The sequence below is a fragment of the Paenibacillus sp. FSL F4-0087 genome (assembly GCF_038020215.1).
Classification (GTDB): Bacteria; Bacillota; Bacilli; order Paenibacillales; family Paenibacillaceae; genus Paenibacillus; species Paenibacillus taichungensis.
The window spans coordinates 5,743,186-5,769,166 of record NZ_JBBODJ010000001.1; the positions used below are offsets into that span (position 1 = coordinate 5,743,186).

Below are 25,981 nucleotides of genomic sequence, written 5' to 3' on the forward strand. Positions count from 1 at the left end.
AGATTAATTTTATCTCATTTTTTACTGGAAATGTTTGCGCTACCATTGAGAATACAAACGGAAGTTGAGTAAGGGAGAGGTGAGAATAGGTGGGAGGCATTACTTTTGATCATGTATTTAAACGGTATAAAGGCGAATCCCGCCCTGCCGTCAACGACTTTCATTTAACGATTGATGAAGGGGAATTTCTTGTCCTGGTAGGACCATCTGGATGCGGAAAGTCAACAACGCTACGGATGCTGGCCGGGTTAGAGGAAATCAGCAGCGGAGAGTTATACCTGGATGGGAAATTCATTAATTATGTCTCACCAAAAGACAGGGATATAGCCATGGTATTTCAGAATTATGCCCTCTATCCCAATCTGTCCGTGCTGGAGAACATTGCACTTGGTCTGAAATTGCGCAAGACTGCGAAACATGAGATTGATACCCGTGTTAAACGAGTAGCCTCGATACTGGAAATCTCGCACCTATTGGACCGCAAACCAAGTCAGTTATCTGGCGGCCAAAAGCAGCGTGTGGCCCTTGGTAGAGCTATTGCAAGAGAACCACAAGTATTTTTGATGGATGAACCTCTTTCCAATCTGGACGCCAAGCTTAGAGCCCAGACACGTGCAGAGCTGATCAAGCTGCAGCAGGAACTAAGACGGACAACCGTTTATGTTACGCATGATCAGGTGGAAGCAATGACGATGGGATCACGTATTGTTGTGATGAAAGATGGTGTTATTCAACAAGTCGCCCCCCCAAGAAAGCTCTATGATGAACCTGCGAATGTTTTCGTAGCAGGCTTCATTGGTTCTCCGCAAATGAATTTCATTAAAGGCACGATCGAAGTGAGCGATGGGTTCTATTACTTCTCCAACAAACGGATGAGGCTACTGCTTCCAGAAAACTGTGTCTCTCGATTAGAACGTAAATTTGGAGCGGTTAGAAACGTTATTCTGGGCGTGAGGCCAGAACACATCTCTCTTTGCCGTGGACGTATCGATGATTCTTCGTTCCTACCAGGTATTGTACAGATGACTGAGGAGACTGGAGCCGATTCTTATGTCTACATCCAGCTTGGACATATCAGGTTAATTGTTAGAACAGAACCAGTCACACGATATGAAACGGATGAGATCGTATCGGTTGGACTTCAAATGAACAAGATACATTTTTTTGATGAGACTACGGAACTTGTATTTGGGAGAGATGAAACATGAAGAAGCGTTCATTGCCCCGCTATCTTCGCTTTCCGATACAAATATTGATTGTTGCTGCCCTGGTTGTTGGCGTTATCCGGTGGATAACCTCCGAGGAACAGGTTGTTTACTCTGGTAGTGTGACAGCTGATCAGCTACTTCAATTCCAGCCAGCAGGTGATAAAATCCCTTATGCCATCCTGATGCAGGGAGTAAGCGAACAAGAACGTTCTGGAGGAAACGGGAATGAAATACGGATCAACCCTAGTCAATATGACACAGCAGCACCGATAACCAAACTCAGTTCATCGAAGGATGACGGAAAAACCGTGCTCAATTGGGATAACGAAGCAGGATCAGTAGATTGGACGTTTCATGTAGCGAAAGCTGGCTGGTATGAACTTCATTTGGATTACAAGCCCTTACCGGGCAGTAACAGTTCCGTGATTCGGGGAGTGATGATTGATGGCAGTTATCCCTTCGAGGAAGCGGAACGTGTTGAATTGGAACGGATGTGGAAGGATGCTAAGTATCCGTATGATCGCAACGAACTAGGTATGCAGGTAAGACCGCAACAGACGGAACTGAACGAATGGATAAGTAAAGCAGTATCAGATTATTCGGTTTCCTCCCGTCCGCTGTTGTTTCGACTGGAGACAGGGGAACATACGCTAAGATTAGTGGGCGAACGAGGTGGAGTTGCATTGCAACAAATGTCATTCCAAAGTCATGAGCATGTCATACCGTACGAGGAATATAAGAGTGCATATCCTTCAGTATCATCTGATGCTTCCGACTGGTACATGGTGAGGGAAACAGAGCAATTTGAACGCAAATCACATTTATCGATTCAAACAGATCATTGGGCAGAGCCCTACATATCACCAGATCCCAAGGGACGGATCACCTATAATGTGCTTGGTGGAAACCACTGGAACTTACCAGGTGAATGGGTAGAATGGGATATTGAAGTGCCAACAAACGGTTGGTACGAGATTGATCTAAAGAACTTCCAGAACTATCGTCCAGGATTTAAAGCCTATCGTACCATCTCCATTGACGGCAAGGTTCCTTTCGAGGAGATGCTGAACTACGCAATTGACTATCATAAGGAATTTGAAATTACGACCTTATCCAATGTTTCCGGGGAACCCTTTAAATTCTATCTTAAACAAGGAAAGCACTCTATACGCATGACCGCGGATTCAACAAAGATGCAGCCAATATTGATTGCACTTAAGGATACTTTGTTACAGATCGCCGCTTTTGACCGTGAGATGAGGTTGATTACCGGAAACTATAGCAAGAGCGCGTCCGATTCCAATATCGACTCAACGCGGACATGGGAAATGAAAAAGTACGATCCGGAAGTTGAGAACAAACTTCAAGCTATTATAGATCGGTTGAACATGATTCGCCTTTATACCAATTCGGTCAATGAGAGGGATTCGGATCTATCACAGGCTATTAAAGCTTCGGTTACCATTCTGGAGGAGATGCTGAGCGATGTGAACGAAATTCCAAGCAAAATCAAAGAATTCTCCACGATCCAGGCCAATATCGGGACATGGATGTCGACTCTGACCAAGCAACCGCTACTTCTCGATTATCTGGTTGTGCGGACACCGGATGCTAAGACAGGCCTCAAAGAGCCTACTGCACTCTCACGAATACCTTATTCGTTAGCGGACTTCTCACGTTCCTTCTATGTGGATTATGATCTCGGAGGGCCAGAAGAAGAAGGTGCGTTAACGATCTGGGTCGGACGAGGGCGGGATTATGTTGATTTATTGCGCGAACTGGTTAGCCAGGATTTCACGCCCAAGACAGGGATTGAAGTCAATATCAATCTTATGCCAAATCCAAACATGTTAATCCTTGGAAATGCAGCAGGAGAGGTTCCTGATATTGCACTTGGAGTAGGAGAATCGATACCTGCAGATTATGCCATGCGGAATGCTGTCGAGGATTTATCACAGTATCCAGGTTTTGATGACATGATGAATCAGTTCATACCGGGTGTTACCAGAGCTCTGATGTATGATGGTGGAACTTATGGATTGCCAGAAGTACAGAATTTTCAATTGTTGTTTTACCGCTCGGACATACTTGAAAGACTGGATTTAGAAGTGCCTGATACCTGGGACGATGTGTTTGATATCTTACCCACTCTGCAAGAGAATGGGATGACCATGAACGTACCAAAAGCTGATTATTCCACATTGTTTCTGGAACATGGTACCGACCCTTATACACAAGACGGTCTGAAATCTAATATATTCAGCGACACTGGACAACAAGCATTTAAATTATGGACCGAGATGTTTACAAAATACAATTTGCCAATTGATATCCCGGCTTTCTTTCAACACTTTCGGGATGGGGATATTCCGATTGGGATATCTGATTTTAACACCTATGTTCAGTTACAAGTAGCTGCGCCGGAAATTACAGGACATTGGAAGGTCGCTCCGTTACCTGGAATTAAGCAGGAAAATGGTGAGGTTGTGCGCTGGTCTCCTCAAGGCCTAACTGGTGCGATGATCATGAAAAAAAGCGAGCAGAAAGATAAAGCTTGGGAATTTCTGAAGTGGTGGACTTCAGGAGAAATACAATCTCGATATGCTGCGGATATGGAATCATTTTATGGTATTGAATATCGCTGGAATACAGCCAATGTAAAAGCGATGGACTCTCTAAACTGGCCTGCTGATGATTTGAAAGCTATTCGGGAACAAGCCAGTTGGGCGTTGAACATGCCGAATGTACCGGGATACTATTTCTTGGGCAGGGAGATGGATTTTGCATGGAATCGAACCGTATTTGACGGCATACCAGCGGATGAATCATTGGAAGAAGCGCATTTGTCCCTGCAGCGGGAGATGGACCGCAGACAGCGGAACTTCGGCATTATGGGCAGAAGTTTGAATATTCCACAGATTACAGAGCCCTACGTATGGGAGGACACAGAATCGTGAAAACAGAGGTTGTTCCCGTGTTACACCCAACTAAGCCACCTTCACCTTTGGTATCAAAGTGGATGCGTTTTCTAAGAGAGCTTAGAAAAGATGCTTTCTGTTATCTTTTTCTGGCACCGTTTCTAATTTGCTTTCTCGTATTTATCGTCATTCCTGTCGTGATGGCGGCCACACTTAGTTTTACATCTTATGATGGGTTTGGAAGTCTGAATTTTATCGGTTTTGACAATTTCATCGCATTATTTACGCAAGATATTATTTTTTTGACCAAGGCACTTCCGAATACATTTCTGTTTGCATTAATTGTTGGGCCGGGTGGTTATATTCTATCGTTCTTCTTCGCTTGGCTGATACACCAACTGCCTCTGCGGGTCAGGGATTACTATACATTAGTGTTCTATGCACCCTCTATGGCTGGTGGGGTAGCATTGTCGGTCGTTTGGATTGCAGCGTTCAGTGGCGATAGGGTTGGGTATCTAAATAATTTTTTATTACAAATGGGCTGGATTGACTCTCAAATCACTTGGCTGCAAGATCCCAAGTATTTGCTTCCTATTATGATTATGGTCTCCTTATGGATGAGTTTCAGCGTAGGTTTTCTGGCGATGCTTGCGGGATTACAAACGGTCAATCGCGAGCTGTATGAAGCCGGCCGCATCGATGGCCTCTCCAATCGGCTTCAGGAAGTATTCTATATCACTATCCCATCGATGAAGCCACAGATGTTGTTCAGTGCCGTCATGACCATCGTGTCTACACTGAAGGCAGGCAGTATTTCGACCCAGCTTACGGGTATGGCGGTGACTCCTCAGTATGCCGGTCATCTGATCATTAATCATGTCGATGATTATGCATTCATCCGGTTCGAACTTGGTTATGCTTCTGCAGTGTCGGTCATGCTGCTGTTGTTCAGCTATTTTGTGATGAGGTTTGCATATCGGCTGTTCAACTCGAAGGAGGAGCTGTAAGTATGATAGCCAAATTACGAAAGCTCCGCTCAGTATCATCTTTCGATGTCATTCTGATTTTGTTGTTTACTTGCCTGGCAGTATTTATGTCACTACCCATTGTATTTATTTTCAATCATGCCTTTAAACCACAAAATGAATTGTTTTTGTTTCCACCTCAATTCTTTGTACAACAGCCAACACTAAATAACTTTGAAACGTTGTTTCTTCACGCTACCAATGCCTTGGTACCGTTCACCCGTTACCTGTTTAACAGTATGGTTGTTGTGTCATTTACACTCATCAGTGTAATCATGGTCAGTACAATGGCAGGTTATGTATTGGCAAAATATCAGTTCCATTTCAAGAAACTCATTATGGGGATGATCACACTTTCCCTTATGTTTGCACCTGAAACCGTTTCCATTCCACGTTATCTGGTCATCAGCGCTCTTGGACTGAACAATACGTATTTCGGACACATCTTACCTTCACTTGCATCACCGGTGGCGGTGTTCATGTTGGTCGGATTTATTTCCCAGATTCCAAATGATCTGATGGAGGCTGCAAAGATTGACGGAGCCAGTCATTTCGGTATATTCAGACGAATTATTCTGCCTTTATCCGTTCCAGCCATTGCAACGATATCCATTCTTACTTTTCAAAATGTGTGGGGTGATGTCGAGACATCAACTTTGTTCATGCAAAAAGAGGCGATGCGTACTTTACCGTTCTATGTGAATAGCCTGCTTAGTGGGCTGCAGAACAATGTCGCAGGACAGAATATGGCAGCAGCAGCCGGACTGCTCATTTTTATCCCGAATTTGATCATCTTCCTGCTCTTCCAACGCAAGGTATTGGAGACGATGGTCCATTCCGGTATTAAGTAAAGTCATCAGTAAAGGAAGTAGAGTCGCGATGAAAAAATGGTTATCAATGGCACTCATAGGCTTGATTGCGTTAACCGTTCTGCCGAAGGCAACTTCAGCAAGTCTTCCGTACTGGACGGCTTATTATGACAGTAACCAGTCAAACTGGTTCCAGATTCAGCCGATTTACAGACCAGCAGGTGCCTATTCTGCCGACTTTGGGGAACCGGTAGACCTTGACGTAGCCTCAGACGACAAGGTCTACATCGCAGATAAGAAGCAGAACCGAATCGTAGTGTTAGATCAGGATGGTAGTCTGCTACGTACAATCGGTGAAGAAGAAGGATCAGGACAGTTGTCTTCACCTGAAGGTGTGTTTGTCACACCGGACAATGCAGTGTATGTTGCGGATTCAGGTAATCAGAGGATCGCGGTATTTGATCAAAACGGGGTGTTTCAGCGTGATTTCAAAAAACCGAGTACACCAGTAATGGGGTCCGAGCACTTTGTGCCCGTCAAGTTGATCGTTGATCGTCGTGGTGTCATGTACATACAACTGAATTCATCTTATCAAGGGCTTGTTCGGTTAAATCCCCAAGGTGAATTCATGGGTTACTTCGGTACTAACAAAGCTGATCAATCCATGCTCAACTGGTTGAAAAAACTGGTTCTCAATAAAGATCAATTGGCCAAGGAAAAGGCTGCGCTTCCTAAACCGATTACGAATGTCTCGGTAGACAAAGACGGCTTTATCTATACTTCGACTGCTGGCGGTGAGGGGAAGGGAGCCATCCGTAAACTGAATGCAGGCGGCGTGGATATATTCAAGAATAAGACGTTAGAGAACGGTCACGGTATTGTTGATGCTGCGATTGATGCTGATGCATTTCTCTACAATATTGACCTTGACTCTATGCACATCAATATGTACGACCGTAATGGGGAAGCGATGTTTGAGTTTGGTCTTGTCAATAAAGATACGCAGCAGTATGGCATATTGGGTTATCCGACAGGCATTGGGGTGGACAGCAACCATGCGATCTGGATCTCGGACAGCGGCACGAATACCGTACACAAATATGTGCGTACTGATTTGGGAAGAGATGTGCTGAAAGCGCTAGCTTTGTATGCAGAAGGGAAATACGAGCAAAGCAAGCCTTACTGGGAAGCTGTCTACGCCCGTAACGATATGTATAACGGCACCTTTCAAGGTTTAGGAAAAGTGCTTCTACATGAAGGACGCAACGAGGATGCGTTGATGTTTATGAAGGCAGCCTTTGATACAGAAGGTTACTCCAAAGCTTTCTGGAAGCTGAGGTTAGACTGGTTGCAGAACCACTTTATGATCCTGATATATAGCCTAGTAGGGGGCGGACTTTTCCTCCATTTTGGTATACGCGGAATACGTTTATACCTGCGGAAGCGGCCGCTTTCTGAGCGCTTGCAGCAACCTTTCGCTGATTTGAAAAATTTCAGTTATGTGATGGTTCATCCATATGAAGGATTCTACCGGATCAAGGAAGCGAGAATTGCACCATGGATTACGATAGCCCTACTGTCCCTCGTGCTGGCCATCAAATTATGCACAATCTACTGGACTGGGTTCCTCTTTCATCCAGTTGAACTTTCAGAAGTTAATTTACTAAAAGAGATGGGGTTCTTCATCCTACCATGGATCACCTGGATTGTTGCAAACTACTTAGTTTGCAGTGTCAAAGACGGTGAGGGTAAATTCAGAGAAGTAATTCAAGGAAGTGTGTATGCGCTATCACCATACGTATTCTTCTCAATTCCACTTCTGTTATTATCCAACATCGTCTCACTAGATGAATCGATCATCATTCATGCCATGAATATGGTGATGGTACTGTGGCTTCTCTCCATGTTCTTTGTGATGACACAAGTAATTCACAATTTTGAATTTGTGGAAACGATCAAAAACTCGGCCGTTACTGTGTTTGCGATTCTGACGATCTGGATGTTTGGCTTCATTATATTCGGATTGTCCTTTAATCTGTATGACTTTTTCTATGAGCTTTACAAAGAGGTGAACATCAATCTATAACACACTCAAACGAAAATGGAATAGGGCAGGATGGACCGCCGTTATTGTGCTGGTGCTTGGTCTGATGCTCATCGTGTTGGTTATAAAACCATGGCAGCAGAGTACAACGGAGATTTTTGCCGCTACTGGAATACAAGTGCTGATACCAGAGAAAGCTTCCCTCTATCAAGGTGAAAGATGGAAGCCTGCTGCACAAGCAGATGGTTATGCAATTGCGGTAGATAACGATCAGTACGCCCTGTATGTGAATCCGCTCAATACGCAAATCTACGTTCTGGACAAAAGAAGCGGATACCGTTGGACCAGCAATCCGACTGAAGTTGAGCTCGCGGATGAGAGCGTCAAGGGGCAACTGTTGGATAATTTGCAGTCTCCGTTTGTATTAACCCATGTACGTACGCAAGGAGCAGACCAAACGGTTAGGGAAACATTGAACAGTAAAGCGCCCGGTTTAGAGACGACGATGATCCGTGATATGAAAGGACTTCAAATTCAATACTGGTTTCCTGACAAACGCATTGGTTTTGCTATTCAATACGAATTAACGGAATCCGGATTAAAGGTCAAAGTGCCGGCAGCAGGAATCCGCGAAGAAGGAGATCATGTGTTGTTTTCAATGGATGTCCTGCCTCATTTCGGCGCTGCTATGGCAAATGAAGATGGATATTTATTTGTGCCTGATGGTCCAGGCGGACTGATCCGCTATGATACGGCAAAGGCAAGCCTTTCCAAAGGGTACATCCATCAGGTGTATGGCCAGGAACTGACCAATGCAGGGAATATCAATTTAATGGTTCAGAACAGAGAGAATATCGCTTATCCGGTATTTGGGTTGAAACGTGGAGATCATGCTTATGTCGCTGTCATGAGGAAGGGCGAGGATTCTGCTAATGTAGTCGCAATGGCACCTGGACAACGCTCATCCTTCTACAATGTGTACTCGAGTCAAATCTACCGAGAAGAGTATTTATACAGAATGAGTAGGTTGGCTACTCCAAGCAAGGCTATTCAGAAGCAAAAATTGGACCTGGACCGTGAGGTAGAGTACCGCTTTCTGAATGGGGAGCAAGCTTCTTATATCGGAATGGCGAGTGCTTACCGAGATTATTTACAAGAATCCGGCCAGTTGGGAGAAGCTTTGCAACCGGTAGAACATGTTCCCCTCTACCTGAAATTGATGGGCGGAAATTATGAAAAGGCTTTTGGAAGAGTGCAGTATGTTGCTACCACAACGTTTGATCAAGCGACTGAAATTGTAGAGCGGCTGCAACAGCAGGGTGTCGCTTCGCTTAAGACCATATTTTATGGCTGGCAGAACGAGGGCGATTACAACATGGAGAAGCGTTTCCCAATTGAGAGTTCGCTCGGAGGTGAGACTGGTGCTAAATCCTTTGTCGCCTCGATGAAGAAATCAGGTATTGATGTTGCTTTCCAAGAGGACTTTTTATGGGTGGACAGCGAGTCATCATTCTCTGGCAAAACAGACGCCATTCGCGGTATTGATGGTACGGCTTATAACATTGATGGGTGGTATCTTGCTAAACCAGTATATACGGCAGTAAGTGCAGCAAAAACAATTGACAAGTTAAAAGATATTGGAGTAAACGGGATCCATTACAGCGGATTGGGCGAGATTCTTGTGCATGACTATGAGTTGTCCGGCATCCGTACAAGAGAATATACGATGACCGTATACAATGGTTTACTTGATTACACCCGTAAGGAGTTGGGATCGACCAGCGTTGAACGCGGCAATGCTTATGTGCTTGGCAGCACTGATTTCATTGACGGAATGGCATCCTCCTCTAGTTACGATTTCATGATCGATGAGACCGTTCCATTTTACCCAATCGCACTGCACGGCAACGTACCTTACACATTTGAAGCAGGAAATCTGCGCGATGATGAGGATACCGAATTTTTGAAGGCGATAGAATATGGAGCGCTGCCATCCTTTTTCGTCACTCATGATGATTCCCGGAAGTTGAAAAATACACCTGTATATGGTCTATACAGCAGCAGATTCGACAAGTGGGAAAGCCGCATTGTAGAGGAATACGGACGATTTGATAGCTTAAGTGATCTTTATTCGCTTAGGATTGTTGATCACGAACAAATAAGTGATGAACGTTATATGACCACGTATGAGAATGGAACTCGCGTCATTGTGGATTATGCAGCCAAGAGCTTCAAGGTGGAGAAAGGGGCTGCCCGATGAGCCAGTTGCAAGAACACAAGAAGAAGGCGCTTCAATACCAATTCAAGCGCTATGGCGTTGGTTTGCTTTTCATGCTGCCCTGGATGATCGGATTCAGTGTGTTCGTAGCTATACCCATCGGTTGGTCAATGTTCATGTCACTACACAAGGTGGCGGTGGTGCCGGGCGGATTTAAATATGACTGGATCGGCATTCAAAATTACCGGGATGCTTTCCTAAAGGACAATGTGTTCCCGATTGAGATGATCACCTATTTTCAGCAAATGTTGTTGATGGTTCCGATTATCGTTATCTTCGCTCTGCTTATTTCGCTGCTGCTGAATCAGAAGTTTCCCGGAAGATTCATCTATCGCGCTTTATTCTTTTTACCTGTCATTTTCGCCACTGGTCAGGTGTTGTCGGAGCTGTTTACGCAGGGGGCAGGCGATATCCCCTTTCTGGATCAATACAATCTGGAACCGTTAGTGAAGCAATATGTCGGAGGCGAAATGGCGAAGATTATCATGGAAGTGCTGGGTCGCGTTGTCCTAATTCTCTGGTATTCGGGGGTACAGATCTTGATCTTTATCGCCGGATTTCAGACGATTTCTCCATCTATTTATGAAGCAGTACGGATTGACGGGGCATCGCCTTGGGACAGCTTCTGGAAAATAACGCTACCTGCCAGCATTCCGTTTATAAGCCTTAATGTACTCTATACCATCATAGATCTCTTCACCTTCCCTCTCAATCCAGTGCTGAAGCATATTCGCGACAATATGTTCAAAGTGGATACCGGATACGGATATGCAAGTGCATTGGCTTGGATCTATTTCGGATTCATTTTTGTCCTGATTGCGATAGTACTCGGAATGTTCAGCCGTAGCATGCGCCAGAGGGGGAGAAGATCATGAAAGAAGAACTATGGTTTGATCGGGCCAAAAATAATGTAAGAGATCTGCTGTGGCGGAGAGAGTCGCAAAAGCTTAAAGCTCTGCTTATGGGCAGGAATTTGTCAGACGGATTGTTAGCTAAACTGATCATTTATGTGCTGCTGTCTATTGTGGCGTATTTGTATCTACAGCCACTTCTCTACATGATCACTACGATGTTAAAGACGGTCAGTGACCTGTTGGACCCATCTGTGAAGTGGATTCCCCGCGTCGTTACATGGGAGAACTTGACAAAGGCTTACGAGGGCTTACAATACCCGGAAGCATTGCGGAATACGGCGGTGATTGCTCTTACTTGTTCACTTGTTCAGGTGCTGATCTGTTCTATGACCGGATACGCACTTGCACGGCTGGCTATTCCCTTCAAAGGACTAATTACAGCACTGGTACTATTGACCTTTCTTATACCTCCACAGGTCATCATTATTCCGCTGTATGTTATTTTCAGCAAGTTAGGACTCCTAAATTCGTTGTTTGTATTCCTGGTACCTGCGATCTTCGGCCAGGGTTTAAAGGGAGCACTGTTTATTCTCATATTCCGCCAATTCTTCAAATCCCAGCCCCCTAGCCTTGAAGAAGCGGCAAAGCTTGACGGTGCATCTGCAGCCCGACTTTACTTCCGAATTATGCTGCCACTGGCTCAGTCCGCCTGTCTCGTCGTCTTTCTCTTTTCCTTCATCTGGTATTGGAACATGTATTATGAACCATCCATGTTTTTGGCCAAGGGATTCACACCGTTGTCGATACGTCTGGACAATCTGGAAGAAGTATTGAATCCCTCTCTGCTCAGCAGCCAGGAGTCGGTTAATAACCCGGTTACGGAAGGAACCAAAATGGCAGCGGCATTCCTCATTATTTTCCCGCCGATGTTGATTTTCATGTTCCTCCAGCGCTGGTTCATCACCGGAATTGAACGAACTGGAATTGTAGAGTAGATCACTACTGGGGAGATAAAGTGATTTTTGACTTCATTGGAAAGGGGGAATGCTGGCCGCTAGTGGCTGTGGACGGTCTGTATCTCTGAAGAAAAGAACACAAATAAGATCACAATGGGGAGGGAAAAGCTTGAAAAAGAAGCGGTTAGGAACATCAATATTGGCTGCAGTCTTGTCTCTGACTTTTATGTTGGCGGGATGCAGTGGAAATTCAGGGACTAGCGGGAATAAGGAGAGTTCACCTCCAGCAGGGAATGACACTGTAGTAACGGAGACTGGTCAGGATGGGGATAGGGAGCCGGTTACGTTGAAGTTCATTTCCTGGAAAGAGGGCACTTATGACGAGTTATATGAACTCTTCCATCAGAAATATCCTTGGATAACCATTGAGCAAATTCCGGTCAATAAGCAACCGATCATGGAAATCATTGCATCACTTGAAGCGGCCGGCACGCCTGCCGATGTGACCGAGATCGATACCGATTTGGTGGCTTTTGAGCAGGGTGGTCTCATTGAAGATTTAACACCTTACATTGAGGAAAGCGAAATATTCCAGAATGCGAAATTTCCTGAGGGTTTCTTGGACACCATGACGTTCAACAGCAAAAGGCTGGCGATACCGATGGTTGATGTACCGATGTGGATCTTGGTGAACAAAGATTTACTTGCCAAGCATGGCGTCGATATGCCCTCTAATGATTGGACCTACGATGATTTCCGGAATATTGCTAAGCAGATTACCGATTCGAATGCAGGCGAGTATGGCGTGACTAGCCAACCAGAAATTCAAATGCGCATGCTCTCCAGTAAAGCGATTGCGGATGGTTATGCTGCGAACCACCAATACATGAACGAAGATATGACACAAAGTTTGCTGAATACACCAGAGATCATGAACGAAGTGAAGTGGTTTCAGGAGCTGGTTACCAAGGATGGTTCCATGCAGAGCAACGCAGCCACAGAAGCAGACGGAAATGTGACTAAGGATTTCATAAACGGTAAAACAGGTTTTGCAATTGGTGGCGACTGGGTACTTCCGACGTTGAAGGAGAAGGCGCCTTTTCAATGGGATGTGCTTCCGTTCCCCAAAGGGAAAGTGAGCCAGCCGGGTTATTCCATTTATGGACCACTTGCCATGCTTGCGGGCTCCAAACAAAAGGAGGCGGCGTTCCTGTGGCTAAGCTTCCAATTCACGCCAGAAGCGCAGAAATGGAAAATTGACCAAGGGGCAAATGCGTCGGTTAACGATCCGGAAATTACCGCTTATTACGATGAAGCTCCAATATGGGAGGGGAAGAACATTGAAGCGGTAAAAATTGCACAACAAAATGCTAGAATCCAGTCAGGATTGACTGTCGTCGGATGGAGAGATTACAACTACAATAACCTCTTGAACGATATTATTTTTGGAGATCGAGATATTAACGATATTATTCCGGAAACCGAAGCCTGGAACAAAAAAACGCTAGAGTTACGCGAAAGTCTGAAGTAACCCGAAGGGGGAGTAATAACCGTTGGTCTTATGATCAGCGGTTATTCTACTTGATGTGATATAAGATAAAAGAGAGAACGAGATCGTTGAATTGACAGGAATTACTCCGCTTATACTTGAAGTAAGAATGAATGCTAGCCTACCAAATCATGTTATGGAGGGTACTCATATGATGCCAGATAGACAATTAGAACGGATGCTCGGGAAGTTAGTTCGATTTACCAAGACCATTGAACCGCTTATGTTTACCAAAGTGGATGAAGTGCCAATGAAAAAATACCATACAACAGAATCTCTATATACGATTCCAGACGAATCGAACTTTAAGGATTGCAAGAAGGGGGATATATGGGAAGGGGAAAAAACATACTGTTGGTTTAAAGGAAGCTACAAAGTACTCAGTAGTCTCGCCGGACAAAATTTATATTTGTATCCTCACATCGGAGGATATGAAATGATGATGTGGGTCGACGGTGTACCGTCTGGCATTTTCTGCTCGAAAATCATTGTGAACAGCCATGGTAACCATTACTGTGACATGTTAAAACAACAGGTAACAGGTGGCGAGAATATAGAGATCGCTTTGGAAGTCTATGCTCATCATGATTTTCCGGGTGTGGCACCTCTGGAAACTGAGAGTCAGGGTAACTTTACTTATGTGTATGAGAGCGTTGACATTTGTACCAAGAATGATGAAATTTGCGCATTTTATTTTGACTTAAAAACACTTAATCAAGTTGTTGCTAGATTGGACTCTAACAACTTCGTGAGAAGCAATATCGTTGCCCATCTGATCGAAGTGCATAAAGTATTGTACTACGATTACGACAATGTAGATTACGATACTTTTATGGGCGCTATACGAAAAGCACATCCGATCCTGCAAAAGTTACTAAAAAATCAAAATTCTATATCCGCACCAAGTGCCGGAATTATTGGACACTCTCACATGGATACAGCGTGGTTGTGGCATAAAGACGAGACATTGAAGAAATGTACTCGAACCTATGCCAATCAATTAAATCTGATGAAACAATACGATGAATATAAGTTTGTACAAAGTTCCGCATACCATACGGCAATGGTTCAGCGGCATTACCCTGAAGTATTTGAAGGGATCAAAGAACAGGTTATAAACGGCAGGTATGAACCCAATGGAGGGGTATGGATCGAAAGTGACTGTAATTTGCCTAATGGGGAATATTTAATCCGCCAATTTATTTGGGGACAACGATACACGCAGGAGAATTTTAATTACCGTTCGGATTGTTTTTGGTTACCGGATACGTTCGGCTATAGCGCTTCTTTGCCTCAAATTATGAAGGGCTGCGGAATAAAATATTTTTTGACAACTAAAATGGACTGGAATGATACGAATGTATTCCCGTATGACACCTTTATTTGGAAAGGACTAGACGGGTCGAGAATATTCGTACATTTTAATCGAACTCATATATGGCCTGATGCTGCAAGCTTGGTAGATTATGTTGCCGGGGGAGAGATGAGGGGAATTAAGGAAAAATCCGTTACAAACAAAAGGTTAATAGCCTATGGTTTTGGTGACGGTGGGGGAGGTCCACAATTTGAAATGATTGAAATGGCACGTCGTGTTCGGGATTTAGAAGGGATTCCTAAAGCAAATCACACTACAGTAAGCGAGTTCATGAAAGAACTCGAAGAAACTGCAATAGATCCGTCCATTTATAGCGGAGAATTATATTTGGAACTACACCGTGGAACATTAACCAGTCAACATAATATCAAAAGAAATAACAGGTTAGCCGAAATTTCATTAAGGAACCTAGAATATGTAACAGTAAGGGAAGCTATTAGGAAAAATACTATAGCCAGTGACGAGAAAATTCGTCCGCTGATGGAAGATATGCTAGTTAATCAATTTCATGATATTTTGCCAGGTACAAGTATCGCTCGTGTCCATGATGAATCCTTAGCTGAAACATCTGCAATCATTGAAAAATCGGCCGAGTACATTCAAGAATTGATTAAACCTAAGAACAAATCACTATCTAGAACGGTTATCAATACCTTATCTTTTGACCGGTGTGAAGTAGTGTATCTAGATTATACTGAAGGTTTAAAGGTGCAAGGAGATTATCTTCAACAAGTGACTGCCGACATTCACGGTAACAAGAAACTAGCCGTAGAAGTCATGATTCCTGCTTTCTCTAGCATCGTATTAACACTGGAGGAAGGTGAGACTGGAGGTGAAGCAGCGTTCGGTTTGGATGGGAATCAATTAGAAACGCCATTAATTAAAGTTACTTTTAATGATCAAGGTTATATTGAATCATTCTTTGACAAAAAAGCCAAGAGGGAACTCCGCGGTGAAGGCTATGCATTCAACACCTTCCTTATAGCTGAAGATGTACCAACTGCATGGGATAATTGGGATCTGGATGTGGATATCCAGTATAAATTCGCGGATTCTGCTGCAATGATTTCAAGAGAATTGATTTCTAATGGTCCTATTGAAATACGTATTCGAAGCAAGTATCAAGTTACAGTGAAAACAACCATCATTCAGGATATGGTTTTCTATAGTGACAGTCTGCAAGTGAGGTTCGATACTTTGATTGATTGGCAAGACGAGCATCGTTTCTTGAAAACAGCTTTTGATACATCTATTTTTACAAATACTGCAAAACAGGAAATACAGTTTGGATATATTGAACGTCCAACAACAAGAAATAATTCTATGGAAAAAGCTAAATTTGAAGTGGTGAATCATAAATTTACGGATCTGTCCGAAGCAAGGTATGGAGCCGCCTTATTGAATGATTGTAAGTATGGAATCAGTGTGGAAAATTCAAGCATGCAACTCTCACTACATAAGGGAGGTAATCGTCCAGATCCTCGAGGGGATAAAGGCTTACATGAATGCAGTTATTCTTTCTTACCTCATGATGGTAGCTTTTGTGCGAAAAATGTTGTGCATCCTGCATATCAATTCAATATGAAGCCGCTTATTTTGGAAGGGGAATTTCAGCAAAACAGTCTTTTATCGATAGAGGCTGATAATATTCTCGTGGAAGCCATCAAACCGTTAGAAAATAATGATAGAGGATTTGTCATTCGAATGTATGAGGCAGAAGGAGCATATACAATCACCTCTTGGGATGTAAATATCTCTTTTGACAAAATGGAAATAACTAATATGTTGGAAGAAACGCTCGAAAGCCTGGATTCTAATATGGACCTTGTTTTCAAACCGTTTGAAATCAAGACCATTAAGGTGAGTTATTAAAATAAAACAGTGATGGTTGAATGTTAAATCAAATTACAGAACGATAAATCCATCACTTGAGAAGCATTGTATTTTGTTTGACAGAAGGTGCATAGCCGAGAACCTTTTTATAAGCGCGGAAGAAAGATGAATAATCATGAAAACCTACGGCTGATGCTGCGGAATTGGCTGTTTGGCCCTGTGATATCAAGTTTTGCGCCATAATGACCCGTTTATGAATGACATAATTGCCAACCGTTGTGCCTGTTGCTCTCCGGAACATTTTGTTCAGGTGATGTTTGCTGATGTAGAATGCAGCAGACAAATCGTCCAGCTTAATAGATTCGGTAATATGATCGTTTAGATAAGCAATAATTTTTGATACGGATTTAGTGGATGATAGAGATTCAGATGTCCCTTTGAGTGAATAGCTGCTTATCAATATTTGTGATAGAAGTGATTCGAGACGCACGCGAAGCGACAATTCACGAATAGCTTCGTCAGCATGTCTGGCGTCGATCAATTGTTTGAAAAAAGGAAACATAACCTGATTCCCATTATCCATATAATAGATGTCAGCCGAAGCGTCATCAGGATGGAACGGAGATAATAAGACTGACTGGTTTTCAAGAGGTAGAAAGCCAGGTACAAAATGGAGCGATATTCTCTCATAGGGAATGTCGCTTTCGATTTTGACCCCATGAAAAACGTGGGGAGCAATTAGCAAGAGGCTGTGGGGCTTGGGAACATAATGTTTGCCTTCTACAAGATAGCTCACATCACCGGCAACGAAATAGAACACCTCGTAGTAATTGTGACAGTGAAGTGCATATTGTTCAGTCTTCTTACGGTCTACAGCGTGGTGAAGAATTAACGATTCGGTATGGATATTGACAGTATTCATTCAATCACCTCTTCCACTCGGTGTAAAGTTAGTCTAATAGATCGACGCTATATTTGCAATGTAATTGCTCCGATTTACAATGGAATATCTACATGTCAGAACTATAATTAATTAATGTAGACACATTCCAAACGTAGAGAGGGAGCTGTTTCATGTGATTTTAGGTGCACAGTTGTACACGGTACGTTCTTTTCTTCAAACTGAAAACGACATCAAACGTACATTGCAAAAAATTGCCGAGATGGGTTACACATCGATCCAAGTTTCTGCAATCGGTAAAATCAAGCCGGAAACACTTAGAGCCATGTGTGACGAGTTATCGCTCCAAATTGTTCTGACGCATACGAGTCCTGAGCGGATTTTGTATGAAACCGATCAAGTGATTGAGGAGCATAACATTCTTGGCTGCGATTATATCGGTATTGGAGCTATGCCGGATAAATATCGGTCACTGGATTGGTACGGATATTTCGCGAGTGATTTCAGGGAAGCGGCTGGGCGGATCGCCAGATCCGGAAAGCTATTTATGTATCACAACCATCACTTCGAGTTTGAGAAAATGGATGGCAAGCGTATGATCGAACGTCTTATCGAAGATTTCTCACCCGAAGAACTGGGAATTACTCTGGATACGTATTGGGTACATGCTGCCGGAGCTGACGTATGCGAATGGATCGACAAATTACAGGACCGGCTTCATTGCGTGCATTTGAAGGACATGGGTTCGGATAAGCAAATGGAACCGGTGATGGAAGGTAACATGAATTTCACAGGAATTTTGAAAGCGCTTGAAAGTGCAAATACGAAATATTTGCTCGTAGAGCAGGACGTATGTCAGACGAGTCCATTCGATTGTTTGCAGACGAGCTACAATAATTTGGCTTCTCTAGGTTACCGCTAGAGGAAAAGGAGATCGATCATGAAAAAATTACGTATCGGTATTATCGGAATGGGGAATATGGGATCGGACCATGCGAAAAAATTGATTAATGGCACCGTAATGGAGGTGGAGCTTACGGCCGTATCAGACATGGATGCAAAGCGGATTAAGGCTTCCAAGATGTATTTACCGGATACATTAGGCTATTTTAATAGCCCGGAAGAACTGATAAACAGTGGTCTTTGTGATGCTGTTATTATCGCTACACCGCATTACGATCATCCAAGACTTGCGATACAAGCTTTCAGCAAAGGATTACATGTCTTGTGCGAGAAGCCGGCCGGAGTCTACACAAAGCAGGTAAGAGAGATGAACGAGAAGGCTCAGGAAAGTGGCGTCGTTTTCTGTATGATGTTTAATCAGCGAACAAATCCAATGTATCGGAAAATGCGCGAGTTGGTGCAAGGCGGCGAGCTTGGGGCCATCAAACGGGTGAACTGGATCATTACTGACTGGTACAGAACTCAGGCTTATTATGATTCGGGGAGCTGGCGCGCAACTTGGGCTGGTGAAGGTGGTGGAGTGCTCATCAACCAATGCCCTCATAACATCGACTTGCTCCAATGGATCTGCGGCATGCCTTCGAAAGTACGTGCTTTTTGCCATGAAGGCAAGTGGCATGATATTGAGGTTGAAGATGATGTGACGGCGTATTTGGAATTTCCGAACGGTTCCACAGGCGTATTTGTAACCACAACTGCGGATTTACCAGGAACAAATCGTCTTGAGATTACGTTGGAGATGGGTAAGCTGGTCTGTGAACACGGTAAACTGACGCTGCATAAGCTCAGCCAGAACGAACGTGAATATTGTTTCGAATCGAAAGAAGGCTTTACATCGCCGTCGGTTGAAGTATCGGTTGTTCCAGCGGAAGGGGATAATAGCCAGCATATGGGGATCATCGCTTCATTTGGGAAGGCGATCCTGGACGGAACACCGCTCATTGCGGACGGTGAGGAAGGCATCCATAGCTTAATGTTGTCGAACGCCATGCATTTGTCCAGTTGGACTGGCGAAACCGTTGAATTTCCAATTGACGAAGATTTGTATTTATCCGAGTTGAAGAAGCGGATCTCGACATCCAAACGTAAGATAGGGGAATCAGTACTATTTGATACAACAGGAAGTTTTGGTACATGAAATGGATGGAGAAAGAAATCTGATCGTTCGTAAATGCGATGGAGGGGAGAATAACCCCTCCTTTTATTTGGTGGAAGAAGTACATCCTTTAAACTGGATGAGATATATGATTTCCATTGTTTTACTAAAAAGAAGTGGGTATATTTAAACAGTGAACACGGGTGAATGCTTTTTTTGATATAGAAATCTTGAATGGATGGCGATGTCCGTATTTCAGAAATGGAAGGGGATTAAATGAAGAGTTCCGTTTTCAGATTCCAGAGGTGGCTGGCACCCTATCTACTATGCATAGCTCTGGCATTGTCGGGATGCATGGGCAGCACTGGGGCAGATATCAATGATTTTTTCACATCATCTAATCATCCCAGTGAGCCGGAAGTGACACTCAAGTTTTATTTTGGCGGAGAGAAAAAAGCAGCGACCGATGAAGTATGGACGGCAGTCAGCGAGTACGTAAAAGACAAAGGACTGAATGTAAAGTTTTCTATTCATTTCATTTCTTGGCCTGAATATCCGGAGAAACTTCTAGTTATGGCTGCTGCCGGTGATCGGTGGGACCTTAATTTTGATTCGGATTCTTCCTTCAGAGAGATGGCTTCGCGGGGTTCTTATATGCCCTTAGATAAACTTTTACCCGAGTATGCGCCAGATCTCTATAAAAAATATCAGATGGATGGTAACCTGCGATCTACTACGATGAACGGAGATATTGTCGGACTGCCTTGGTCTATCAAAATGAATCAACGTCCATATGCCGGATGGCGGGTAGATCTCGCAGAGAAAGCGGGGATTTATCGGGAACCGGAATCGGTGCAGACGGTTCAAGATGTGGACGTGCTCTTACATGAACTAAAGCGCGCATATCCGAACAGTAAAGTGACTCGTATAACAGCACTTCCATTCTATCTCGTGCGGGAGGAGTGGCTGGATTTGGGGTTTCATGGACTAGGTATTAATCTGAATGACCCTAATCATAAAGTGCAGGCCATTGAGCAGCAACCCTTCTATGTGGAAGCCGCAGTGATGAGCAAGAAATGGTATGAAGACAAGATTTTGAGTCCAGAATCACTGATTGACCGAGCAGATAGTTCCGATCAATGGCGCAACGGTAAAGTGTTATTTACACTTACCTCGCATGAATGGGCACATGCTGCTGATCAGGGATTTGTTGATCCAAACTATCGCCAGCAAATGTCTCTTCTGTACCCGGATAAGAAACAGGTCAACCGCAGTCCAATTTCGAACGTTGTTGCCATTAACCGTAACTCGGAGCATGCTGAATTGGTGCTGCAATTTCTCGATATGATGGAGACCGATCGAAAACTGTATGACTTAGTGATCTACGGCATTGAAGGCAAGACGTATCAGATGGACGGGGAGCAGGTGGTGTATCCGCACAACTTAAGTGATTCGACAAGCAACTATATGGGCTGGGGCGGGCAATGGGCGCTTTGGAATTCGCGATTCATCAGGTCCACGGAGACATACCCTGGGGATTTCTGGGGAGAGGAAGCGCGGTTTGCCAAAATACCAGTCAATTTGGATTCGCCGTTAGAAGGTTTGCTGCTTAGTGATTATGCGATCAGCAAGGAAGTTGAAGAACGGGTACAGTTGTATGAAGATATGGGTCGGTCCATTGAATTCGGATTGGTATCTGATGTTAAGGAGGCGGTATCGGATTACCGAATAAAACAACAGAACATCGGGCTTGATAAAATCATTGGCGAGGTGCAGCGGCAAGTCGATCTGAATCTGGCGTCGAATCACCCTGACTAACTTCCGGGAGGTTTACTTCATGATTAATGTGTTAATTGTTGATGACGAGTATGAAATTCGTGAAGGTCTTCGTAAGCGCTTTCCTTGGCATGAATTTGGAGTTGGAACAGTCCGTTCTGCCTCCGATGGCGACGAAGCACTACAGATTGCACAGGAGTACAAACCCGATTTGATCATTACGGATATCAAAATGAGCCGGATGTCGGGACTTGAACTGCTCAGTGAATTGCAGATGAGGGAACCTAAAGATTGGAAAGCAATTTTGATTAGCGGATATGATGATTTTTCCCTGGTAAAGCAGGCGATTCACCTGGGGGCTATCGACTACATATTGAAACCCATCAACATGGATGAGATGGAACGGATTGTGCGTAAGGCAACGGATCACATCAGGCGGGAGAGGCTAGAGGAGCAAAATAAAACGAATATTGCGTACCAGGTTCAATTCGCCGTTCCCATATTGCAAGAAGAACTTCTGCGCGAAGTGGTAGAAAACGAATATAATCCGTATCGAGAAACCCGCATCACGCATCGGCTGAAGTCCTTGCATATGGACTGGATGAAAGAATCTCCTTTGCTTATGATGGTCGTTGAAGGAGATGATCTGAAGGCGCTGGTCAAAATGCAAATGCTGACGGCTGAGAAGGATCTTGTACTATTCGGTATTGGCAACGTGGTCAGCCAGACACTGGCTGAAGAATTGAATGTACCCGCAGCTTTATTCAAGGATAACACGGACCGTTGGGTGGCTGTGATCAGTTATCCTGATGGAAAAATACTGGAGTTATGCAAATCAGTGGCTGAGATCTGCTTGCAACGGATCAATCAATTCGTAAAAGTGAAGGCCAGTATTGCAGTAAGTGCTTTCCCGAAGGAGCTCAAGCATCTTAATGCCTTGTACGTTGAATGCGTTGAATCGTTAGAGCAGAAAGTCATTTATGGGGGCAATCGGTTGTTCACTGAATCCGTTGATGAGATGGATACTGAGAATGAGAAGATGTCCATTCGCGAACCGGCGGCAGTGCTGGATCTGTTCAGGTATGGTGCAGAAAAGGATATTATTGAATCCATGAAAGGTTTCGAAGACATGGTTAAATCATGGGAGCTCTTAAGTCTGAAGGACATTCAACAGCAAATATTCCAGTGGTTAATGAACATCTATCGAACCGCCGCATCCGCTGGTTGGCCAGACCGTTCATGGGAACGCGATCCTATTGGGTTGTGGGAACGCTTGGAACAATATGACACTCTGGAATCCCTAAAGAAGCATGTAGAAAAAAACTTGCATCTGTTAGCAAGTGATTTCCATAAAATGGATAACTCATCCAGCAGAATTGTGCAGGAAGCTGCAAAATTGATCCGAACCCGTTACAACGAGAATCTATCGTTGCAATACATCGCATCAATGGTTCATGTTACACCGATTTGGCTCAGCAAGCTGTACAAAAAAGAACGGGGTCATACCTTTCTGGAGGATTTAACAAGTATCCGGATGATACGAGCCAAAGAATTGCTGGGCGATATAAAATATAAGATTTATCAAGTTTCATATGAAGTTGGCTATAAGGATCCGGTTCATTTTTCAAAATTGTTCAAAAAGCATGTCGGGGTAACACCAAAAGAATTCCGTAGATTACGGGGGATTTCGGATGATTAATGCTTTTCTGCGCCTGGCATCTTCCTTTCGTAACCGTATGATTTTGATCTTTCTCTCGATAACGATCATCCCCTTTATCCTATTCTCTGCATATGCCCATACCAAATCAATAGAAGGCATTCAGCAAGCCAATATTACATTCTCGATGAGTTATCTGGAGCAAGCCAAGATAAACGTGGAAACGTATTTAGCTCAGTTAAACGAAGGTATCAATAACTTGATTGGTGACAAAACATTGCAGTATTTATTGGAGAGGCCACCGTTAAGTCAAAAGGAAGAAGAGACGAACTCCGTTGATATGCTGAGTATCGTGTATGAAAAGAAGAAACAGATGGATGCGCTGCAGATTCGAGTATATCCACTAATTCCGGCAGATTATCCAACGTATATGAGAGCTTTGGAGGAATCTGCCTCGGTTGGTGAAGAAGAGTGGTTTCGGCAAGCAGCGGACAGTAACATGCCATATTGGCAATTATCAGTAAGTGATGGTCCGAATCGGGGCCCGCTATTGTCTTATATCAAGACGTTCACAAGTCTGCACAGCAGGACACCCCGCGGCATTGTGATAACGGATCTGGCTGACAATCACCTAAGCCGATTCTTTTCACCTACCAAACGACTGCAAAGGCAAAAATTTCTGATCATTGATGAAAAAGGGGCTATTCTTTTTGATTCGGCCGGAAACGAATGGACTGGTGATGTTTTACCTTCTCCACAACTGCTAGCCAAGCGCAATCTGTATAACGAAGGCGTTGAGAAATTGTCGATTTATGATCAAGAGCATTTGATCACTTTCGTCCGGATGGACAGCCTCCCCTGGACGATTATCAGTCTGACGCCGATGGATGCTCTAGTGGAGCCTGTTATGGAGATGAATCGGTTGCTTCTTGTCATTATTATTGTCTATTTACTTGTATCCATTGGCGTCGTTATTTATCTTACCCGAAATTTCACGCAGCCTGTCCTTCGATTGGTGCGTCTGATGAAAAAGCTTGAAGAAGGCGATTTTGGAATGTACATCCCGCATCAAGAACGCAAGGACGAGATCGGGTGGCTGTTTCGTGGATTCGGCAGCATCGTACGTAAAATCGAGGATTTGATTGCACAATCTACCCGAGCCGAACGGAGCAAGAAAGAACTTGAATTTCAAGTGCTCAGTCATCAAATCAATCCGCATTTTCTATATAACACGCTGGAATCGATCCGCTGGAAAGCGGAGAATCATGGACGAAATGATATTGGTGAAATGGTGTCCGCATTAGGCAATTTATTACGGCTCAGTCTCAATCAGGGCAAGGATATTACGACAGTTGGTCGTGAAATTGAACAGGTGAAGGCCTACGTGCAAATCGAACAGGCCAGAATCGGTATGCCACTGCGAGTGGTGTACTTTTTTGATGAGGATATGCTGAATATGACGTTCATGCGCCTTTTACTACAGCCTCTGGTTGAGAATGCGATTCAACACAGCATACGTGGGAATTTCGAGCATGGCAAAGTTATACTTTCCGGACGAATAGAAGAGCAGGATCTGGTCATTGACATTACTGACAACGGGAAGGGAATACCCGATTCAGTTATACAGGCCTTGGAGGAGGAATCTGAGGATCAGAAGATGAATGGGCGATCTGGTGTCGGCCTGCGCAATGTCAATGAGCGGTTAAAGATTTATTTCGGTTTAGAGTATAAATTACAAATCGAATCCAAGGAGGGCATAGGCACCCGAATTACAATCCGCCATCCGATTCTGAAAGAGAAATTAGAGAATGGGGCATAAATCGGTTTAATTCTCCGTTTTACTTAAGCCATTTATGTCGCTTTTTCGATATGCTAGTGGAACTAATCCAATGTGTTTGCGAAAAAGGGATGAGAAGTAGCTCACACTTTGAAAGCCACAGGCAAGTGCGATTTCACTTACAGATCTTTTAGTTTCCCTCAACATCTCACAACTTTTATGAAGGCGGTATCGAGTTAAGTAATTGTTGGGAGTTTGACCCACGTATTTATTAAATAAAGTACAACAGCGGCTTCGACAAACGGCTCCTGAGGATGCAATGTCTTCAAGAGTTATTTTTTGTTCGTAGTTTTGATGAATGAATCGAGTCATTTGCTGAATATTTGTCCATAATTGTACATCATGGATATCTCCCACCTTCGGTTGCAAGTGATCTCCAATACCAGCACATAAAGATAAAGCCTGAGAAGTTAAGCGGAATGGATTTGGAGCAAAATTATTGTGCATTTCAGCATAGATCGATTGAATGGATAACAATATCTCGTGCTGCCAGGAGATCTGTTCAGCTAGTAATACAAAATCATCCATGTTTGGACCAAACTTCTCTTCCCAGTATGCTCGTATGAACGAACCTTCCCCGATGAGAGAAGAATGGATCACTATAACGATAAATGAACAATTACAATGAGTGTGAGAAAAACCAAAGTGCAATCGATGGCTATTCACAAAAATCCCATTTCCTTGTTCTATACTTACAGTCTGTCCGTTAACCGAATACTCCATGGAGCCTTCCAGAATGTAAATGAACTCTATATCCGAATGCCAATGGGCGGCAGCTGCAAAATTATCAAATTGATTCAAGCTTCCTCTCCGGACATACAAGGGTAGGTCAGGTAGATTATAATTCAATCGTTCCGATAAATCAGAAAATACCTCTAAATTTTCCATCCAACAAAGTGCCT

At 43.7% G+C, this 25,981-nt stretch carries 17 protein-coding genes; 15 read left to right on the top strand and 2 right to left on the bottom strand.

Features of this window, described 5'->3' with window-relative positions; translation table 11 throughout:
* The first annotated feature begins 89 nt into the window (after positions 1–89).
* From MHB84_RS26410 to MHB84_RS26455, 10 genes are all read left to right on the top strand, one after another.
* Positions 90–1,208, top strand: coding sequence for an ABC transporter ATP-binding protein (locus tag MHB84_RS26410; RefSeq protein ID WP_076291415.1), 1,119 nt, complete (start codon positions 90–92; stop codon positions 1,206–1,208).
* Entirely contained in the window at positions 1,205–4,165 is a 2,961-nt protein-coding gene (locus tag MHB84_RS26415; RefSeq protein ID WP_076291414.1) for an extracellular solute-binding protein, read from the top strand. Before MHB84_RS26410 ends, MHB84_RS26415 begins: the two co-directional genes overlap by 4 nt.
* Positions 4,162–5,133 carry a carbohydrate ABC transporter permease gene (locus tag MHB84_RS26420; RefSeq protein ID WP_256716912.1) on the top strand — a complete coding sequence of 324 codons (972 nt, stop codon included), beginning with the start codon at positions 4,162–4,164 and terminating at the stop codon, positions 5,131–5,133. The genes MHB84_RS26415 and MHB84_RS26420 overlap by 4 nt, the downstream gene beginning before the upstream one ends.
* A 2-nt stretch (positions 5,134–5,135) precedes the next feature.
* Positions 5,136–6,002: a carbohydrate ABC transporter permease gene (locus tag MHB84_RS26425; protein WP_076291413.1), complete on the top strand. Its 867-nt coding sequence runs from the start codon at positions 5,136–5,138 to the stop codon at positions 6,000–6,002.
* 28 nt (positions 6,003–6,030) lie between these two features.
* Positions 6,031–8,046, top strand: coding sequence for a YIP1 family protein (locus MHB84_RS26430; protein WP_076291412.1), 2,016 nt, complete (start codon positions 6,031–6,033; stop codon positions 8,044–8,046).
* 46 nt (positions 8,047–8,092) lie between these two features.
* On the top strand, positions 8,093–10,264 hold the full coding sequence (locus MHB84_RS26435; protein ID WP_076291411.1) for a DUF5696 domain-containing protein: 2,172 nt from the start codon (positions 8,093–8,095) through the stop codon (positions 10,262–10,264).
* Positions 10,261–11,157 (top strand): carbohydrate ABC transporter permease, encoded by an 897-nt coding sequence (locus MHB84_RS26440; RefSeq protein ID WP_143764815.1) that lies wholly within the window; start codon positions 10,261–10,263, stop codon positions 11,155–11,157. The genes MHB84_RS26435 and MHB84_RS26440 overlap by 4 nt, the downstream gene beginning before the upstream one ends.
* Positions 11,154–12,131, top strand: a complete 978-nt coding sequence (locus MHB84_RS26445) for a carbohydrate ABC transporter permease (protein ID WP_064637608.1) — start codon at positions 11,154–11,156, stop codon at positions 12,129–12,131. The genes MHB84_RS26440 and MHB84_RS26445 overlap by 4 nt, the downstream gene beginning before the upstream one ends.
* Before the next feature lie 130 nt (positions 12,132–12,261).
* A complete protein-coding gene (locus MHB84_RS26450; RefSeq protein WP_076291410.1) occupies positions 12,262–13,623 on the top strand; it encodes an ABC transporter substrate-binding protein in 1,362 nt (453 codons plus the stop codon).
* 169 nt (positions 13,624–13,792) lie between these two features.
* Positions 13,793–16,888, top strand: a complete 3,096-nt coding sequence (locus MHB84_RS26455) for an alpha-mannosidase (protein ID WP_218642262.1) — start codon at positions 13,793–13,795, stop codon at positions 16,886–16,888.
* Positions 16,889–16,940: 52 nt separating this feature from the next.
* Here the strand turns inward: MHB84_RS26455 and MHB84_RS26460 are convergent, their stop codons facing one another.
* A complete protein-coding gene (locus MHB84_RS26460) occupies positions 16,941–17,771 on the bottom strand; it encodes a helix-turn-helix domain-containing protein (protein WP_076291409.1) in 831 nt (276 codons plus the stop codon).
* Between the two features lie 154 nt (positions 17,772–17,925).
* Here MHB84_RS26460 and MHB84_RS26465 point away from each other — a divergent pair, with 154 nt between their 5' ends.
* The 5 genes from MHB84_RS26465 to MHB84_RS26485 all read left to right on the top strand — a co-directional run bounded on the left by MHB84_RS26465 (position 17,926) and on the right by MHB84_RS26485 (position 25,061).
* Positions 17,926–18,672 carry a sugar phosphate isomerase/epimerase family protein gene (locus tag MHB84_RS26465; RefSeq protein WP_076291408.1) on the top strand — a complete coding sequence of 249 codons (747 nt, stop codon included), beginning with the start codon at positions 17,926–17,928 and terminating at the stop codon, positions 18,670–18,672.
* A gap of 18 nt (positions 18,673–18,690) precedes the next feature.
* Complete coding sequence (locus tag MHB84_RS26470) at positions 18,691–19,851, top strand: Gfo/Idh/MocA family protein (protein ID WP_076291407.1); 1,161 nt, start codon at positions 18,691–18,693, stop codon at positions 19,849–19,851.
* A 234-nt stretch (positions 19,852–20,085) separates the two neighbouring features.
* Positions 20,086–21,627: an extracellular solute-binding protein gene (locus tag MHB84_RS26475; RefSeq protein WP_076291406.1), complete on the top strand. Its 1,542-nt coding sequence runs from the start codon at positions 20,086–20,088 to the stop codon at positions 21,625–21,627.
* A gap of 19 nt (positions 21,628–21,646) precedes the next feature.
* Positions 21,647–23,284 (top strand): response regulator, encoded by a 1,638-nt coding sequence (locus tag MHB84_RS26480; RefSeq protein WP_076291405.1) that lies wholly within the window; start codon positions 21,647–21,649, stop codon positions 23,282–23,284.
* A complete protein-coding gene (locus MHB84_RS26485; protein WP_076291404.1) occupies positions 23,277–25,061 on the top strand; it encodes a sensor histidine kinase in 1,785 nt (594 codons plus the stop codon). The genes MHB84_RS26480 and MHB84_RS26485 overlap by 8 nt, the downstream gene beginning before the upstream one ends.
* Before the next feature lie 6 nt (positions 25,062–25,067).
* On the opposite strand, the gene MHB84_RS26490 is transcribed toward MHB84_RS26485, so the two are convergent.
* Positions 25,068–25,967 carry an AraC family transcriptional regulator gene (locus MHB84_RS26490; protein ID WP_076291403.1) on the bottom strand — a complete coding sequence of 300 codons (900 nt, stop codon included), beginning with the start codon at positions 25,965–25,967 and terminating at the stop codon, positions 25,068–25,070.
* Between the last annotated feature and the right edge of the window lie 14 nt (positions 25,968–25,981).